General features: G+C 68.5%; 18 protein-coding genes and 1 tRNA gene. 15 read left to right on the top strand and 4 right to left on the bottom strand.

Translation table 11 applies throughout. The features are described from left to right. Positions 1 to 85: 85 nt before the first annotated feature. The 4 genes from E3D03_RS15480 to E3D03_RS15495 all read left to right on the top strand — a co-directional run bounded on the left by E3D03_RS15480 (position 86) and on the right by E3D03_RS15495 (position 1280). Positions 86 to 322 (top strand): hypothetical protein, encoded by a 237-nt coding sequence (locus E3D03_RS15480; protein WP_263567684.1) that lies wholly within the window; start codon positions 86 to 88, stop codon positions 320 to 322. Further along, entirely contained in the window at positions 319 to 507 is a 189-nt protein-coding gene (locus E3D03_RS15485; protein WP_263567685.1) for a hypothetical protein, read from the top strand. Before E3D03_RS15480 ends, E3D03_RS15485 begins: the two co-directional genes overlap by 4 nt. Then, positions 494 to 793, top strand: coding sequence for a hypothetical protein (locus E3D03_RS15490; protein WP_263567686.1), 300 nt, complete (start codon positions 494 to 496; stop codon positions 791 to 793). Before E3D03_RS15485 ends, E3D03_RS15490 begins: the two co-directional genes overlap by 14 nt. A 97-nt stretch (positions 794 to 890) precedes the next feature. Beyond that, positions 891 to 1280 (top strand): thermonuclease family protein, encoded by a 390-nt coding sequence (locus E3D03_RS15495; protein WP_263567687.1) that lies wholly within the window; start codon positions 891 to 893, stop codon positions 1278 to 1280. Between the two features lie 174 nt (positions 1281 to 1454). On the opposite strand, the gene E3D03_RS15500 is transcribed toward E3D03_RS15495, so the two are convergent. After that, positions 1455 to 1530 (bottom strand) — tRNA-Lys (locus E3D03_RS15500). A gap of 97 nt (positions 1531 to 1627) precedes the next feature. Here E3D03_RS15500 and dapF point away from each other — a divergent pair. The 8 genes from dapF to E3D03_RS15540 all read left to right on the top strand — a co-directional run bounded on the left by dapF (position 1628) and on the right by E3D03_RS15540 (position 9414). Then, positions 1628 to 2443 carry a diaminopimelate epimerase gene (gene dapF / locus E3D03_RS15505; RefSeq protein WP_263567688.1) on the top strand — a complete coding sequence of 272 codons (816 nt, stop codon included), beginning with the start codon at positions 1628 to 1630 and terminating at the stop codon, positions 2441 to 2443. Positions 2444 to 2448: 5 nt separating this feature from the next. Further along, positions 2449 to 3702: a tRNA (N(6)-L-threonylcarbamoyladenosine(37)-C(2))-methylthiotransferase MtaB gene (gene mtaB, locus E3D03_RS15510; RefSeq protein WP_263567712.1), complete on the top strand. Its 1254-nt coding sequence runs from the start codon at positions 2449 to 2451 to the stop codon at positions 3700 to 3702. A gap of 165 nt (positions 3703 to 3867) precedes the next feature. Then, positions 3868 to 4785: a histone deacetylase family protein gene (locus tag E3D03_RS15515; RefSeq protein ID WP_062561311.1), complete on the top strand. Its 918-nt coding sequence runs from the start codon at positions 3868 to 3870 to the stop codon at positions 4783 to 4785. Beyond that, a complete protein-coding gene (locus E3D03_RS15520) occupies positions 4782 to 5018 on the top strand; it encodes an exodeoxyribonuclease VII small subunit (RefSeq protein ID WP_017998656.1) in 237 nt (78 codons plus the stop codon). Before E3D03_RS15515 ends, E3D03_RS15520 begins: the two co-directional genes overlap by 4 nt. After that, positions 5018 to 5881, top strand: coding sequence for a polyprenyl synthetase family protein (locus tag E3D03_RS15525; RefSeq protein ID WP_062561310.1), 864 nt, complete (start codon positions 5018 to 5020; stop codon positions 5879 to 5881). Before E3D03_RS15520 ends, E3D03_RS15525 begins: the two co-directional genes overlap by 1 nt. A gap of 24 nt (positions 5882 to 5905) precedes the next feature. Continuing rightward, positions 5906 to 7831, top strand: a complete 1926-nt coding sequence (gene dxs / locus E3D03_RS15530) for a 1-deoxy-D-xylulose-5-phosphate synthase (protein WP_263567689.1) — start codon at positions 5906 to 5908, stop codon at positions 7829 to 7831. A gap of 26 nt (positions 7832 to 7857) precedes the next feature. Then, positions 7858 to 8769 carry a restriction endonuclease gene (locus E3D03_RS15535; RefSeq protein ID WP_263567690.1) on the top strand — a complete coding sequence of 304 codons (912 nt, stop codon included), beginning with the start codon at positions 7858 to 7860 and terminating at the stop codon, positions 8767 to 8769. 18 nt (positions 8770 to 8787) lie between these two features. Further along, the gene (locus E3D03_RS15540) at positions 8788 to 9414 is read left to right on the top strand and encodes a COG3650 family protein (RefSeq protein WP_263567691.1); all 627 of its coding nucleotides are present in this window, start codon (positions 8788 to 8790) and stop codon (positions 9412 to 9414) included. Here the strand turns inward: E3D03_RS15540 and E3D03_RS15545 are convergent. Both E3D03_RS15545 and E3D03_RS15550 read right to left on the bottom strand, forming a co-directional pair. Next, a complete protein-coding gene (locus E3D03_RS15545; protein ID WP_263567692.1) occupies positions 9411 to 10268 on the bottom strand; it encodes an SDR family oxidoreductase in 858 nt (285 codons plus the stop codon). The two genes, E3D03_RS15540 and E3D03_RS15545, sit on opposite strands and share 4 nt — an antisense overlap. Further along, on the bottom strand, positions 10265 to 11251 hold the full coding sequence (locus E3D03_RS15550; RefSeq protein ID WP_263567693.1) for an LLM class flavin-dependent oxidoreductase: 987 nt from the start codon (positions 11249 to 11251) through the stop codon (positions 10265 to 10267). Before E3D03_RS15550 ends, E3D03_RS15545 begins: the two co-directional genes overlap by 4 nt. A 96-nt stretch (positions 11252 to 11347) precedes the next feature. On the opposite strand from E3D03_RS15550, the gene E3D03_RS15555 reads away from it, so the two are divergent. From E3D03_RS15555 to E3D03_RS15565, 3 genes are all read left to right on the top strand, one after another. Next, complete coding sequence (locus E3D03_RS15555; RefSeq protein ID WP_062561304.1) at positions 11348 to 12832, top strand: AMP nucleosidase; 1485 nt, start codon at positions 11348 to 11350, stop codon at positions 12830 to 12832. A 151-nt stretch (positions 12833 to 12983) separates the two neighbouring features. Then, on the top strand, positions 12984 to 13283 hold the full coding sequence (locus tag E3D03_RS15560; RefSeq protein WP_017998648.1) for an HU family DNA-binding protein: 300 nt from the start codon (positions 12984 to 12986) through the stop codon (positions 13281 to 13283). Between the two features lie 173 nt (positions 13284 to 13456). After that, positions 13457 to 14380, top strand: coding sequence for a DMT family transporter (locus E3D03_RS15565; RefSeq protein WP_263567694.1), 924 nt, complete (start codon positions 13457 to 13459; stop codon positions 14378 to 14380). On the opposite strand, the gene E3D03_RS15570 is transcribed toward E3D03_RS15565, so the two are convergent. Beyond that, a complete protein-coding gene (locus E3D03_RS15570) occupies positions 14335 to 14928 on the bottom strand; it encodes a glutathione S-transferase family protein (protein ID WP_263567695.1) in 594 nt (197 codons plus the stop codon). The two genes, E3D03_RS15565 and E3D03_RS15570, sit on opposite strands and share 46 nt — an antisense overlap. Positions 14929 to 14931: the final 3 nt, after the last annotated feature.

The raw sequence follows: 14931 nt of genomic DNA on the forward strand, positions 1-14931 counted from the left end.
TCTACATCACGGCGAGGGAAATTCGGGGGGGGGCAGGTCACCCCGCCTAAGTGGCTGGCTGTCAGACTGCCGGATGGAGCTAATGATGATGATCGACAACGACCTGAAAAGGGCGACTGAGCCCGCATGTCTGAACGGCCGTGCAGGATCCGTCCTGCCGGCGGCGGAGCGCGCCTTCATCGCAGAGCGGCTGCGGCTGGCCCTTGATGAGGTCGAGACGGGCGCGGGCGATCTGCGCTCTGTCCGCGAAGCGGTGCGCTTCCAGCGTGACGCCATCCGGGCCTCGCATCGCCGCCTCGCGCGACTGGACGGTGAGGCATGAGCGCCGCCGCTGTCCATGACCGGCATCATCGCGCGGCCGCACTGATCCGAGGCTTCATCACCGTGGCCGAGGCTCAGGCGCAAGGCGCGGTGCTGGCCATCCCTCTGCTGCCGCTGGAACTCGCCCTGCGCGACTGGCGGCGGAACAACCCTTCGACAAGGAGAACTGACAGTGAAACGTCGTGATCTGATGAAACTGGCACCCGTGGCGTTGGCGGTGGGTGCCGTCCCGATAGCAGCAGCCGCTGCTGAAATGAGCCGTGAAGAGCGCATCCGGCATCATGCAGAGGCGCTGCTGGCGCTGATCCGCCCCGACTTCCCGGCAGAGGCGAACAGCATGAGCGTTACGGTCGGCTCTAACTGGGGGCCAGCAACCGATTTGCAAAAGCGGGCCTTCGTCAACGCCCGTGCGTCCGAGATCTCCCGCATCATGCGGGGCTTTCGCTTGGGCGAGAGGATTCCGGGAGTGTAGCAAGGCGGCATGCGCTCTTAAGGCGAGCCGGGAAGGTTTTGTCAGTTCTGTCAGTTTGTCAGTTCGACGTGGAACCCCCGATCCAAATGCCGAGGCCATGACCGATCTGGTCAAGGATCAGGTCGTGGAATGCGTGCCGCTCGATATCGATGCCTACCGGCGGATCGTGGCGCGCTGCCATGCCGGGGGTATGGATTTGGGCGGCGAGATAGTCGGTCGAGGCCTAGCCTGGGCCTACCTGCGCTATTCCGACGACTATGCCGATGCCGAGCACATGGCCAGTGCCGCCGGCCGGGGCGTCTGGCAGAGCGAACCTCAACCCGCCTGGGAGTATCGCGCCGGCCGCTGGGCGCGAGCTGTCGCAGAGGCGTCCGAGGGCTGTCCGATCAAGGGCAACATTTCAAATAAAGGCGAGCGGATCCATCGCACGCCATGGTCGCCGGCCTATGCCAAGACCCGGATCGATGAGAGCAAGGGAGAGCGCTGATTTTGCGACGAGGCCGAGGCTATCGCCGCCGGTTGGCGCGCGGCGCGCTGGCGGTAGATTCGAGCCAGGGCATCACCGTGAAAATGTCCGCTGGCTGCCCGCTGGCACATTGTTAGCGCCGAAACCGCCTCGCAGGCAATTTCTCGTAACCGCTTGTCATGTGAGGAAGTTCAGTGGTGAGCCCGACAGGATTCGAACCTGTGACCCACTGATTAAAAGTCAGTTGCTCTACCAACTGAGCTACGGGCCCATCGCACGGGGGGCTAACTACGGTCGGCGGCGGGTGGGGTCAAGCGGAAAAAACGCCGCCTCTGGCAAAAACTTCGCGGCGGGCTTAAAGGGCTTTCATGGAACACCAGCAAAACCCCGGCCTGCCTTTCATGAAGATGCATGGGCTCGGCAATGATTTCGTCGTTCTCGACGCGCGCGGCTCGGGCCTCCTGCCCGAGGCCGGTGTTGTCGCCGCCATGGCCGATCGCCATCGCGGCGTCGGATTCGACCAGTTAGCCGTCGTCCTGCCCGGCGAGAATGCCGATGCGCGGCTGGTGTTCTTCAATGCGGACGGCTCGCGCTCGGCGGCCTGCGGCAATGCCACGCGCTGCGTGGCGCGTTTCCTGATGGACGAATCGGGCGCCTCGGCGCTGCGGCTCGCGACCGACCATGCCGTGCTTGCGGCCGAGGATGCAGGCAATCGCCTGATCCGGGTGAACATGGGCGCGCCGGTACTAGACTGGGTGCGGATCCCGCTGGCCGAGCATGTCGATACGCTGCACCTGCCCGTCGAGGGCGATCCGGTGGCGACCGGCATGGGCAATCCGCATATGACCTTCTTCGTGCCCGACGCCGCGGCGGTCGAGCTGGAACGCTTCGGCCCGGCGCATGAGCATCACCCGCTCTATCCGCAGCGCGCCAATGTCGAGTTGGTGCAGGTCGTCTCGGACAGCGAGATCATCCTGCGCATCTGGGAACGCGGCACCGGCATCACGCTGGCCTCGGGTTCGTGTTCCTGCGCGGCGGTGGTGGCGGCGGCGCGGCGCGGGCTGACCGGGCGCCGGGTCAGGGTGAACGTCCCCGGCGGGCAGCTGGAAATCGACTGGCGCGAGGACGGGGTCTGGATGACCGGCCCGACCGCGCATGTCTTCGACGGGGTCTGGCGCGGATGAAGGACCTGAAGGCGCCCGTGTTCGCCACCCTCGGCTGCCGGCTGAACGCCTATGAGACCGAGGCGATGCGCGAGATGGCGGAAAGCGCCGGGCTTTCCGGCGCGGTGATCGTGAACACCTGCGCGGTGACGACCGAGGCGGTGCGCAAGGCCCGGCAGGAGATCCGCCGGCTGGCGCGCGAGAACCCCGGCGCCCCGGTCATCGTCACCGGCTGCGCCGCCCAGACCGAGCCCGAGACCTTTGCCGCCATGGCCGAGGTCAGCCGGGTCATCGGCAACCACGAAAAGATGCTGCCCGAGACCTGGCAGCGCATGCAGGCCCCCGACTTGATCGGCGCGACCGAGAAGGTGCAGGTCGACGACATCATGTCGGTGAAGGAAACCGCCGGCCACCTGATCGACGGCTTCGGCCGGCACCGCGCCTATGTGCAGGTGCAGAACGGCTGCGACCATCGCTGCACCTTCTGCATCATCCCCTATGGCCGCGGCAATTCGCGTTCCGTGCCGGCGGGCGTGGTCGTGGACCAGATCAAGCGGCTGCGGGATCGCGGCTTCAACGAGGTGGTGCTGACCGGTGTCGACCTGACCTCTTGGGGCGCCGACCTGCCGGGGACGCCGCGGCTGGGCGATCTGGTGATGCGCATCCTGCGGCTGGTGCCGGACCTGCCGCGGCTGCGGATCTCCAGCATCGACTCGATCGAGGCGGATGAGAACCTGATGCTGGCCATCGCCAGCGAGCCGCGGCTGATGCCGCATCTGCACCTGTCCCTGCAGGCCGGCGACGACATGATCCTGAAGCGGATGAAGCGCCGGCACCTGCGCGACGACGCCATCCGCTTCTGCGAGGAGGCCCGCAAGCTGCGGCCGGGAATCGTCTTCGGCGCCGACATCATCGCCGGCTTCCCGACCGAGACTGAGGCGATGTTCGAAAACAGCCTGAAGCTGGTCGGCGATTGCGGGCTGACCTTCCTGCATGTGTTCCCCTATTCGGCGAGGAAGGGCACGCCGGCGGCGCGGATGCCGCGCGTGCCGGGACCGGCGATCAAGGAGCGGGCCGCCCGGCTGCGGGCCGAGGGCGACGCGGCGCTGCTGCGGCATCTGGGCTCGGAGGTCGGGCAGCGGCGCATGGTGCTGACCGAGGGTCCGCGCCTGGGGCGGACCGAGCATTTCACCGAGGTGGCTTTCGACCGCGACATGCCCGAGGGCACGCTGGTCGAATTGCGCATGGCCGGGCATGACGGGCAGCGGCTGACGGCCTGATCCTTCGCCGTCGCGCCGGGGGCTGTCTGCCCCCGGACCCCCGAGGATATTTGGCACAAAAGAGAATGCGACTTGGCGGCGGCGGTTCCGCCCGGGGCGTCGATTTCGGCAGCTCGCGGAACATTTGCTTGCCGGGGCGCGGGGCGGCACATAATCCTTGGGCCGATGACCTTGCTTTACACCCATGCCTCGGCACAGGCGCATGTGACGCCGCCGAGCCACCCCGAGCAGGTGGCGCGGCTGGATGCGGTGCTGGCGGCCCTGGAGGGGCTGGCGCTGGAGCGGCGCATGGCACCGGAGGCCGACGCGGCCGACCTGCTGCGCGCGCATCCGCCCGAATACTTGGCCATGCTGCGCCGCAAGCAGCCGGCCGAGGGCTGGGCGATGCTGGATTCGGACACCTATCTGGCGCCGGGCAGCCTGCTGGCGGCGCGCCATGCCGCGGGCGGGGTCTGCGCCGCCGTCGATGCCGTGCTGGCAGGACAGGCGCCCAATGCCTTTGTCGCCATGCGCCCGCCCGGCCATCATGCCGAGCGCATGAAGCCGATGGGCTTTTGCATCCTGTCCTCGGTCGCGATCGGGGCGAAGCGGGCGCTGGAGCATCACGGACTGGACCGCGTGGCGGTGCTGGATTTCGACGTGCATCACGGCAATGGCACCCAGGACGTGCTGTGGGACGAGGCGCGGGCGCTGTTCGTCTCGACCCACCAGTCGCCGCTTTACCCCGGCACCGGGGCAGCCTCGGAGACCGGGGCGCATGGCCAGGTGGTGAACGTGCCGCTGGCTGCCGGCAGCGGCGGCGATGCGGCGCGCGCGATCTGGCGCGGGCTTTGCGGCCGGGTCGAGGCCTGGCGGCCGCAGCTGATTCTGCTCTCGGCCGGCTTCGATGCCCATGCCGAGGATCCGCTGGCCGGGCTGATGTGGGACGAAAGCGATTTCACCGCCATTACCAGGATGATCTGCGATACCGCCGCCGCCTGTTCGGCCCCGGTGGTGTCTGCGCTGGAAGGCGGCTATGATCTCGGCGCTTTGGGCCGCTCGGCGCGCGCCCATGTCGCAGTGCTGAGGGAGACCGCCGCGTGACCGAGATCGAGATGATGTCCTTTGAAGAGGCGATGAAGGAGCTTGAGGCCACGGTCGGCCGGCTGGAGCATGGCGAGGCCACGCTGGAGGAATCCATCGCGCTTTACGAACGCGGCGCCAAGCTGCGCGCGCATTGCGACAAGGTGCTGCGCGCTGCCGAGGAGCGGGTCGAGAAGATCACCCTGGCCGCCGGCGGCCAGCCCACCGGGACCGTGCCGGTCGAGGGGCTGTGATGCAGGACCGCCTTGAGGATGTGAAGGCGCAGGTCCAGGCCGCGCTGCAAGAGGCCATGGCCGGCCTGCCTTCGGGCGACCTGGCCGACGCGATGCGCTATGCCTGTATCGGCGGCAAGCGCATCCGGGCGCTGCTGGTGATGGAATCGGCCCGGATGTTCGGCTTGCGCGACAAGGAATCGCTGCCCGTGGCGGCGGCGGTCGAGGCGCTGCATGCCTATAGCCTGGTCCATGACGACCTGCCGGCGATGGATGACGACGACCTGCGCCGCGGCTTGCCGACCGTGCATGTGCAATGGTCCGAGGCGACGGCGATCCTGGCCGGCGACGCGCTGCAATCGCTGGCCTTCGGGTTGTTGACCGATCCGGCGATCAGCTCGGCCGAGGTGCGCCTGGCGCTGGTGCGCGGCCTGTCCGAGGCCATCGGCGCGCGCGGCATGGTCTGGGGCCAGGCCCTGGACATCGCCGCCGAGACCGCGCTGGAGCCCCTGGACATCGTCGCGATCAAGCGGTTGCAGGGCGCCAAGACCGGCGCGCTGATCCAGTTCTCGGCCACCGCCGGGGCGGTGATGGCGGGCGAGGATGCGGCGCCCCTGGCCGACTATGCCAGGAACCTGGGCCTGGCCTTCCAGATCCAGGACGACATCCTGGACGTGACCGGCAACGAGGAAGAGACCGGCAAGCGCACCGGCAAGGATTCCGCCGCCAACAAGGCGACCTTCGTGTCGCTCTTGGGGCTCGAGGGCGCGCGCGACAAGGCCCGCAAGCTGGCGCGCCATGCCGAGGCGGCGCTGGACCCCTATGGCGAACTCGCCGGAAACTTGCGACAGCTCGCGCGTTTCGTTATCGAACGCGACGCCTGAAGCCCGCCCGGAAAGGGGCAAGCCATGACCGAAGACGACCATCGCCCGAAAACGCCCGTGCTGGATCGGGTGGCCCTGCCTTCGGACCTGAAGGCGCTCACCGACCGCGAATTGCGGCAGCTGGCCGAGGAATTGCGCGCCGAGACGATCAGCGCGGTCTCGGTCACCGGCGGCCACCTGGGCGCGGGCCTGGGCGTGGTCGAGCTGACCGTGGCGCTGCATGCCGTCTTCGACGCGCCGCGCGACAAGATCATCTGGGACGTCGGCCACCAGTGCTATCCGCACAAGATCCTGACCGGGCGCCGCGACCGCATCCGCACCCTGCGCACCGAGGGCGGGCTGTCCGGCTTCACCAAGCGCAGCGAAAGCGCCTATGACCCGTTCGGGGCCGGCCACAGTTCGACCTCGATCAGCGCGGCCGTGGGCTTTGCCATGGCGCGGGAACTGGGCGGCGATCCCGGCGACGCCGTGGCGGTGATCGGCGACGGCGCCATGAGCGCCGGCATGGCCTTCGAGGCGCTGAACAACGCCGGCCATCTGGGCAAGCGGCTGTTCGTGATCCTGAACGACAACGAGATGTCCATTGCGCCCCCAACCGGGGCGCTTTCGACCTATCTGACGCGGCTCTATACCCGCGGCCCGTTCCAGGATCTCAAGGCCGCCGCCAAGGGCGCCGTCAGCCTGCTGCCCGGCCCGATGCAGGAAGGCGCCAAGCGCGCCAAGGAGATGCTGAAGGGCATGACCGTGGGCGGCACGCTGTTCGAGGAGTTGGGCTTTTCCTATATCGGCCCGGTCGATGGCCATGACCTCGACCAGCTTCTGCCGCTGTTGCGCACGGTCAAGGCCCGCGCCGACGGTCCGGTGCTGATCCATGCCGTGACCCGGAAGGGCAAGGGCTATGCCCCGGCCGAGCGTGCCGCCGACAAGGGCCATGCCACCGCCAAATTCGACGTGGCGACCGGCACGCAGGCCAAGGCGAAATCGAACGCGCCGAGCTATACCTCGGTCTTTGCCCGCGCCCTGGTCGACCAGGCCAGCCGCGACGACAAGATCGTCGCGGTGACGGCGGCGATGCCAGACGGCACCGGGTTGAACCTGTTCGCCGAGCGTTTCCCGCGCCGCTGCTTCGACGTGGGCATCGCGGAACAACATGCCGTGACCTTTTCGGCCGGGCTGGCGGCGGGCGGGATGAAGCCCTTCTGTGCGCTCTACTCGACCTTTTTGCAGCGCGGTTACGACCAGGTGGTGCATGACGTGGCGATCCAGCGGCTGCCGGTGCGCTTTGCCATCGACCGCGCCGGGCTGGTCGGCGCCGATGGCGCGACCCATGCCGGCGCCTATGACATTGCCTTCCTGGCGAATCTCCCCGGCTTCGTGGTGATGGCCGCCGCCGACGAGGCCGAGCTGGTCCATATGGTCGCGACGGCCGCCGCGCATGACGACGGCCCCATCGCCTTCCGCTATCCGCGCGGCGAGGGCATAGGCGTCGAGATGCCCGAGCGCGGCATTCCGCTGGAGATCGGCAAGGCCCGCGTCATCTGCGAGGGCAAGCGCGTCGCGATCCTGTCCTTCGGCACCCGGCTGGCCGAGGTGATGCGCGCCCGCGAGGCCCTGGCCGCGCGCGGCGTCACGCCGACGGTGGTCGATGCGCGCTTCGCCAAGCCCTTGGACCGCGAGACGATCCTGCGCCTGGCCCGCACGCATGAGGCGCTGATCACCATCGAAGAGGGCGCCGTCGGCGGCTTCGGCTCGCTGGTGGCGCAGCTGCTGTCCGACGAGGGCGTGTTCGACGGCGGGCTGCGCTTCCGCCAGATGGTGCTGCCCGACACCTTCATCGACCACGCCAGCCCCGAGGCCATGTATCGCTGCGCCCGCATGTCGGCGCCGGACATCGAGGCGAAGGTGCTGGAGGTGCTGGGCGTGGCGCGCATCGGGGAAAAGCGGGCGTGAGCGAAATTCCATCCAGCAGTGAGGTGATGCCCATCTGCCTGCGCCTGATGGCTGAAGGCGCCCGGAACGCTCGCGACTGCCTTCCGGGACTGAGAAAGCATTTCGGGCTGAGCGATGACGCCATGTCAGAATTGATTCCCAGCGGCGGGCGCTCGAAAATCCATGACCGGGCCGACTGGGCGCTGCTATGGATGCAACAGGCCGGCCTCACCGAAAAAATTCAGCCTGGCTATAACGTGGTTACCCCGGCGGGTCTCGAACTGCTGGCCTCGGGCCGGTTGTTCGACAGGAAATATGTCCAGAGCTTGCCGCCTTATATCGCGTGGCGGGAAGCCCGGAAATCGCGCTCTACGACGGCTTCTGGTCCTGCCGCACCGCCAGAGACCCGCTCCGAACCTAACCCCGATGAGGCGCAGACTCCCACCGAACTGATCGAATTTGCTTATCAGCAACTCGATGCCGCCTTGGCCGAAGACCTGCTGGAACAAGTCCGCACTCTCACCCCCGCCCGCTTCGAGCGTCTGATCGTCGAATTGCTGCTCGCCATGGGTTATGGCGACGGCCGGGCCGAGATGGGGCAGGCCATCGGCAGATCCGGCGACGGCGGCATCGACGGCGTGGTGAACGAGGACAAGCTCGGTCTCGACGCCGTCTATATCCAGGCCAAGCGTTACGCGCCCGACAATACCATCGGCCGCCCGGCGCTTCAGGCCTTCATCGGCTCGATGACCGGGGAAAGCGCCACCAAGGGCGTTTTCGTCACCACCTCGTCCTTTAGCAAGGACGCGCGGGACTACGTCCGCCGCGTCCAGCAGCGGGTGGTGCTGATCGACGGCGCCCGGCTGGCGCGGCTGATGATCGACCACGGCGTCGGCGTGCGCATCGACAAGACCTATGTCCTGCGCTCGATAGATGCTAACTTTTTCGATGTGACCTGACTCCGACACGGTGCCCCCATGAACCTGTTGACGACCCTTCTGGCCGGCCTGGCGCTGGCGGCTCCGGCGGCGGCCCTGGCCGCGGACTATCTGCCGAATCTCTTCGACGTCACCGTGGTGGAAACCTGGGACACGCTGAACGTGCGCGAGGCGCCGGACGGCAAGGCCAAGATCGTCGGCACGCTGCCCTCGACCGCCAAGGGGGTCGAGCTTCTGGACCGCGACGGCTCGGGCAAATGGGGCCGGGTCAATGTCGGCGAGAGCACCGGCTGGGTGGCGCTGCGCTTCCTGAAGCCGCAGCCCTCGGCCTGGAAGCCGAACGCCCTGCCGCTGACCCTGCAATGCAGCGGCACCGAGCCGTTCTGGTCCTTCAAGACCGTCGAGAAGGGCTTGGTGTTCAGCGAGCCCGACCAGCCCGAGCGCCCGCTGTCGCTGCGCAAGGTCATGGATCGCGGCATCGAGGGCGAGCCGATGCGCGGCATGATCGCCGGCGACGACAAGGGCCGGCTGACCGCGGTGATGCAGCCCCGGCAATGTTCGGACGGCATGTCGGACCGCGGCTATGCGCTGGCGGTCACGGTGATCCTGGACGGGCAGGAGCAGCCGTCGCGCATGCTGACCGGCTGCTGCTCGATCGCGCCCTAGATCAGCCCCTCGGCCCGGGCCAGCGCCGCCAGCCCGGCGCGATAATCGGGATAGCGCAGCGCGACGCCCAGCTCGCGCTTGATGCGGTCGTTCGCCACGCGCTTGCTTTCGGCATAGAAGCTGCGCGCCATCGGCGTCATCTCGGCCGTGGCGAAATCCTCGGCCGGGGGCAGGGGCAGGCCCAGCAGGTCCGCGGCATGGCCGATCACCGCCTCGGGCGGGGCGGGATCGTCGTCGCAGACATTGTAGACCGCGCCGGGGCAGGGCGCCTTGATCGAGGCCAGCAGCACCCGGGCGATGTCCTCGGCATGGATGCGGGAAAAGATCTGCCCGGGCTTGACGATGCGCCGCGCGGTGCCGGCGCGCAGCTTGGCGAAGGGCCCGCGCCCCGGGCCATAGATCCCGGCCAGGCGAAAGATGTGCAGCGGCAACCCGTGCTCGGCCGCCAGCCGCTGCCAGCCCTGCTCGGCCGCGACCCGCTCGCGCCCGCGCCGGGTCGTGGGGGCGCAGGGGCTGTCCTCGTCGACCCAGCCACCGTCCCGGTCACCATAGACCCCGGTGGTCGAGAGATAGCCCAGCCAGCGCGGCTGCGCGCGCCCGATCTCGGCGCCGAACGCCGCCAGCACCGGGTCCGCGCCACCCTCCGGCCCGACCGAGACCAGGATCGCATCGGCCGAGGCGATCTGTTGCCGCACGGCCGCATCGTCGCCGGGCCAAAGCAGCGGCTCGGCCCCCGCCGCCGCCACCCGCGCCGCGTTGCCGCGCGTGGTGCCTGTGACCTGCCAGCCCTCGGCCACGAGCAGCGGCGTCAGAAAGCCGGCGGAATAGCCGTGGCCGAAAACCAGCGCCCTCACGCCCGGCCCCGCAGGATCTCGGCCGCGATGGCGAAGGAGCGGTGCCGCGCCGCCTGGTCGTAGATATTGCCGACCAGGATCAGCTCGTCCGGGCGGTATGTCGCGATCAGCGCGTCCAGCTGCGTGGCGACCGTCTGGGGCGCGCCGACGGCGCTGACCGACAGCGCGTGCTCGACCGTCGGCAGCACCGCGGCCGGCACCGCGCTGTGAATATCGTCGACTGGCGGCGGCAGCAGCCCCGGCATGCCGGTGCGCAGCCGGGCAAAGGAGATCATCTGGCTGGTGCGCAGCCGCTGCGCCTCGGCGTCGGTGTCGGCGGCGATGACGTTCACCGCCAGCATGAAGCGCGGGCGGGTGCCGAACTCGGTCGCCTCGAACCGCTCGCGGTAAAGCCCGACCGCCTGCTCCAGGTCGCCGGGCGCGAAATGGCTGGCAAAGGCATAGGGCAGGCCCAGCACGGCGGCAAGGCTGGCGCCGTAAAGCGACGAGCCCAGGATCCAGACCGGCACATTGGTGCCCTCGCCGGGATGGGCCGCGACCGGGGCGCCGGGGCGGGGCGGGCCCAGATAGCGCATCAGCTCGACCACGTCGTTCGGGAAATCGTCGTTGCGCTGCATGGCGCGGCGCAGCGCATGCATGACCGCGCCGTCGCCGCCGGGCGCGCGGCCCAGGCCCAGGTCGATGCGGTCGCCGTGGATCGTCGCCAGGGTGCCGAACTGTTCGGCAATCGCCAGCGGTGCGTGATTGGGCAGCATGACGCCGCCGGCGCCGACGCGGATCGTCTGCGTATGGCCGGCGACATGGCCGATCAGCACCGCGGTCGCGGCGCTGGCGATGCCGGGCATGTTGTGATGCTCGGCCAGCCAGAAGCGGTGATAGCCCCAGCCTTCGGCGGCCTGGGCCAGCAAAACCGAATTGGCGATGGCTTGCCGCGCGTCCGCGCCTTCGGCGACGACGGCAAGATCGAGAACGGAAAATTCCATGCGGATCACTCCTTTGCCTCCCCAGATAGGCACTGGGCCTGCCGCTTGCCAGTGGCGGGGCGCGCTGGCACTCTGGCGCCAAATTGGAGAGCGCGCATGACGACCGACCGCCGGACCCTTCCCTTGGAAACGCCCGAACCCGCCGAGCGGCAGTCCTTCGACGACCCCGCCGCCGCCGTAGCGCGGCTGATCGAACTTTACGAACGCGCCTCGCATTTCCTGCTGGAACGCTTCGTCGCCACCTTGCAGGGCGCCCGGCCGCAGGCGCGCTATCGCGCCTTCTACCCCGAGCTGCGGCTGCGGGTGCCGGTGCATTCCAAGACGGATTCGCGGCTGTCCTTCGGCCATGTCGCGCTGCCCGGGGTCTATGCCACCTCGATCACCCGGCCCGACCTGTTCCGCGGCTACCTGACCGAGCAGATCGGGCTGCTGATGAAGAACCACGGCGTCCCGGTCTCGGTCGCCGACAGCGGCACGCCGATGCCGGTGCATTTCGCCGTGGCGACGCAAAGCGACCTGAATGTCCCGCAAGAGGGCGTTCTGAACTATTCCCTGCGCGACGTCTTCGACGTGCCGGACCTGAACACGATGAACGACGACATCGTCAACGGCACCGCGGGGCTGAACCCGGACGGCAGCCAGCCCTTGGCGCCCTTTACCGCGCAGCGGGTGGATTATTCGCTGGCGCGGCTGTCGCATTACACCGCGACCCTGCCCGAGCATTTCCAGAATTTCGTGATGTTCACCAACTACCAGTTCTATGTCGATGAGTTCGAGGGTTTCGCCCGCCGCGCGCTGTCCGACCCCGAGTCGGGCTATACCGCCTTCATCGCGCCCGGGAACCAGGTGCTGGAGCGGCCCGAGGACATCATTGCCACCGGCGCCAAGATGCCGCAGATGCCGGCCTATCACCTGAAACGCCCGGACGGCGACGGCATCACCCTGGTGAACATCGGCGTCGGCCCCTCGAATGCGAAAACCGCGACCGACCATATCGCCGTGCTGCGCCCGCATGCCTGGCTGATGGTCGGCCATTGCGCCGGGCTGCGCAATTCGCAGTCGCTGGGCGATTTCGTCCTGGCCCATGCCTACTTGCGCGAGGATCATGTCCTCGACGACGACCTGCCGGTCTGGGTGCCGATCCCGGCGCTGGCCGAGGTGCAGGTGGCGCTGCAAGAGGCGGTGGCCGAGGTCACGCAGCTGGACGGCTACGACCTCAAGGCGATCATGCGCACCGGCACGGTGGCGACGATCGACAACCGCAACTGGGAACTGCGCGACCAGTCGGGCCCGGTCCAGCGGCTGTCGCAGTCGCGCGCCGTGGCGCTCGACATGGAAAGCGCCACCATCGCCGCGAACGGCTTCCGCTTCCGGGTGCCCTATGGCACGCTGCTCTGCGTCTCGGACAAGCCGCTGCATGGTGAGCTGAAGCTGCCCGGCATGGCCACGGATTTCTATCGCACCCAGGTCGCGAACCACCTGCTGATCGGCATCCGGGCGATGGAGAAACTGCGCGCGACTCCGCTGGAACGCATCCACTCGCGCAAGTTGAGGTCGTTCAACGAGACCGCTTTCCTCTGACAGGCCGTTTTCCGCGGCTTTTCGCTGCGTCCAACCGCGGAATCCACAGGAAAACGCTTGAACTGCGCGCAAAAAGCTTGTGTAGCGGCGTTCGTGCCGCCAAGGTGGCGTCCGAAAATTTCCCGAACGGGGAACAACGAGGAGACAGAACATGGCCCAGGCCGCTTCGAAACCGATGACCAAGACCCAACTCGTCGCCACCCTGGCCGATGAGATGGGCAGCGACAAGAAGACCGCCGCCGCGGCTCTGGATGCGCTGTCGGCCGTCGTGTCGAAAACCGTCGCCGAGGGCGGCGCCGTCACCCTGCCGGGCATCGGCAAGGTCGCCTGCCGCGCCCGTCCCGAACGCCAGGTCCGCAATCCGCAGACCCAGGAAATGATGACGAAGCCCGCCGACAAGGTGGTCAAGGTCACCATCGCCAAAGCCCTGAAAGACAGCGTGAACGCCTGAGCCCGGCGCTCGCGTCATGAGGGGCCGCGCAGGTGATGCGCGGCCCTTCCTCATGCCCGGCCCCCGCTTGCCGGTGCATGCCCGGTGCACGCGCGGTGTACGCGCCGCGCCTTGCCCTTGCGCCCGCCCCCCGATCTGCTAGCCCAAGGGGGCAGGCAGCAAGGGAAAGCGCGATGGACCTGAAAGCCATCCTGATGGGCACGGGCTTTGCCCTCGTCTGGGCCTCGGCCTTTACCACCACCCGCATCATCGTCCTGGCCGCGCCGCCCCTGACCGCGCTGGTGATCCGCTTCGCGCTGTCGGCCTTGGTGGCGATTCCGCTGGCCTGGGCCATGGGGCAGAGCTGGCGGCTCAGCCGCGCCGAGTGGCGCACGGTGATCGTCTTCGGCCTGTGCCAGAACGCGCTGTATCTGGGCCTGAACTGGGTCGCCATGCAGCATGTCGAGGCCTCGGCCGCCGCGATCATCGCCTCGATGATGCCGCTGCTGGTCGCCTTCCTGGGCTGGCTGCTCTATTCGGAAAAGCTGCGGCCGATGGCGGTGGCCGGGCTGGTCGCCGGCGTGATCGGCGTGGCGCTGGTCATGGGCGTGCGCCTGCGCCACGGGCTCGACATCCCCGGACTGCTCTTGTGCCTGGGCGGCGTGGTGGCGCTGACCTTCGCCACGCTGGCGGCGCGCGGCGCCGGCGGCAGCCGCAACATGATGATGATCGTCGGCCTGCAGATGGCGGTCGGCGCCGCGGCGCTGCTGGTCCCGGCCGCACTGCTGGAATGGGGCCGCCCCGTGCTGTGGAGCGGCACCCTGGTCTGGTCCTTTGTCTATACCGTGATCGCGCCCGGCATCGGCGCGACCTGGCTGTGGTTCCTGCTGGTGAACCGCGTCGGCGCGGTGCGGGCGGCGACTTTCCACTTCCTGTCGCCGCTCTTCGGCGTCGCCATCGCCGCCGCCCTGCTGGGCGAACGCTTCGGCGCCTCGGACGTGCTGGGCGCGCTGATCGTCGCGGCCGGCATCCTGATGGTGCAGCTGGCGCGCCTCCCCGGCGCCGCCCCGGTTCAGCCGTCGAATTCGCGCGCCCAGGCCATCGAGGGGCGCGACTGAATCCGCTGCACCCAGGCATCGACCGCCGGCGGGCGCGGCATGCCCTCGCCGAAGAAGGCGAAGGGCGAGGCGACCAGCAGGTCGGCGGCCGAGAAGCGGTCGCCCAGCAGGTAGTCCTGTTGCGACAGCACCTCCTCAAGCCGCTGGATCGCGGTGTCGTAGTCGCGGAAGGTCGCGTCCAGCGCCGGGTGCTCGATCTTGAAGAAGTTCAGGATCGCCACCGGCTCCAGCACGCCCTGATACCAGCTGAGCCAGCCCAGATAGCGCCCGCGCGCAGGATCGCCGGGCAGCGGCCCCAGCCCGGCCTCGGGGAAGCGGTCGGTCAGATACAGCATGATGGCGCCGCGTTCGCGGACATGGTCCTCGCCCTCGACCAGGAAAGGCACCTTACCCTCGGGGTGGGGGTTCGCCGGATCGCGCCCGCCGCTGCCGTCCTGGCGCGGGATCGTCACCTGGCGGATCTCGACCTTGTCGAGCGCGTCGAGTTCCTTCAGCAGCACGATCACGCTGGACGAGCGGCTTTTCGGGGCGTGGTAAAGCGTCAGCATCTT

The sequence above is a fragment of the Paracoccus sp. DMF genome, assembly GCF_004407025.1.
Classification (GTDB): Bacteria; Pseudomonadota; Alphaproteobacteria; order Rhodobacterales; family Rhodobacteraceae; genus Paracoccus; species Paracoccus aminovorans_B.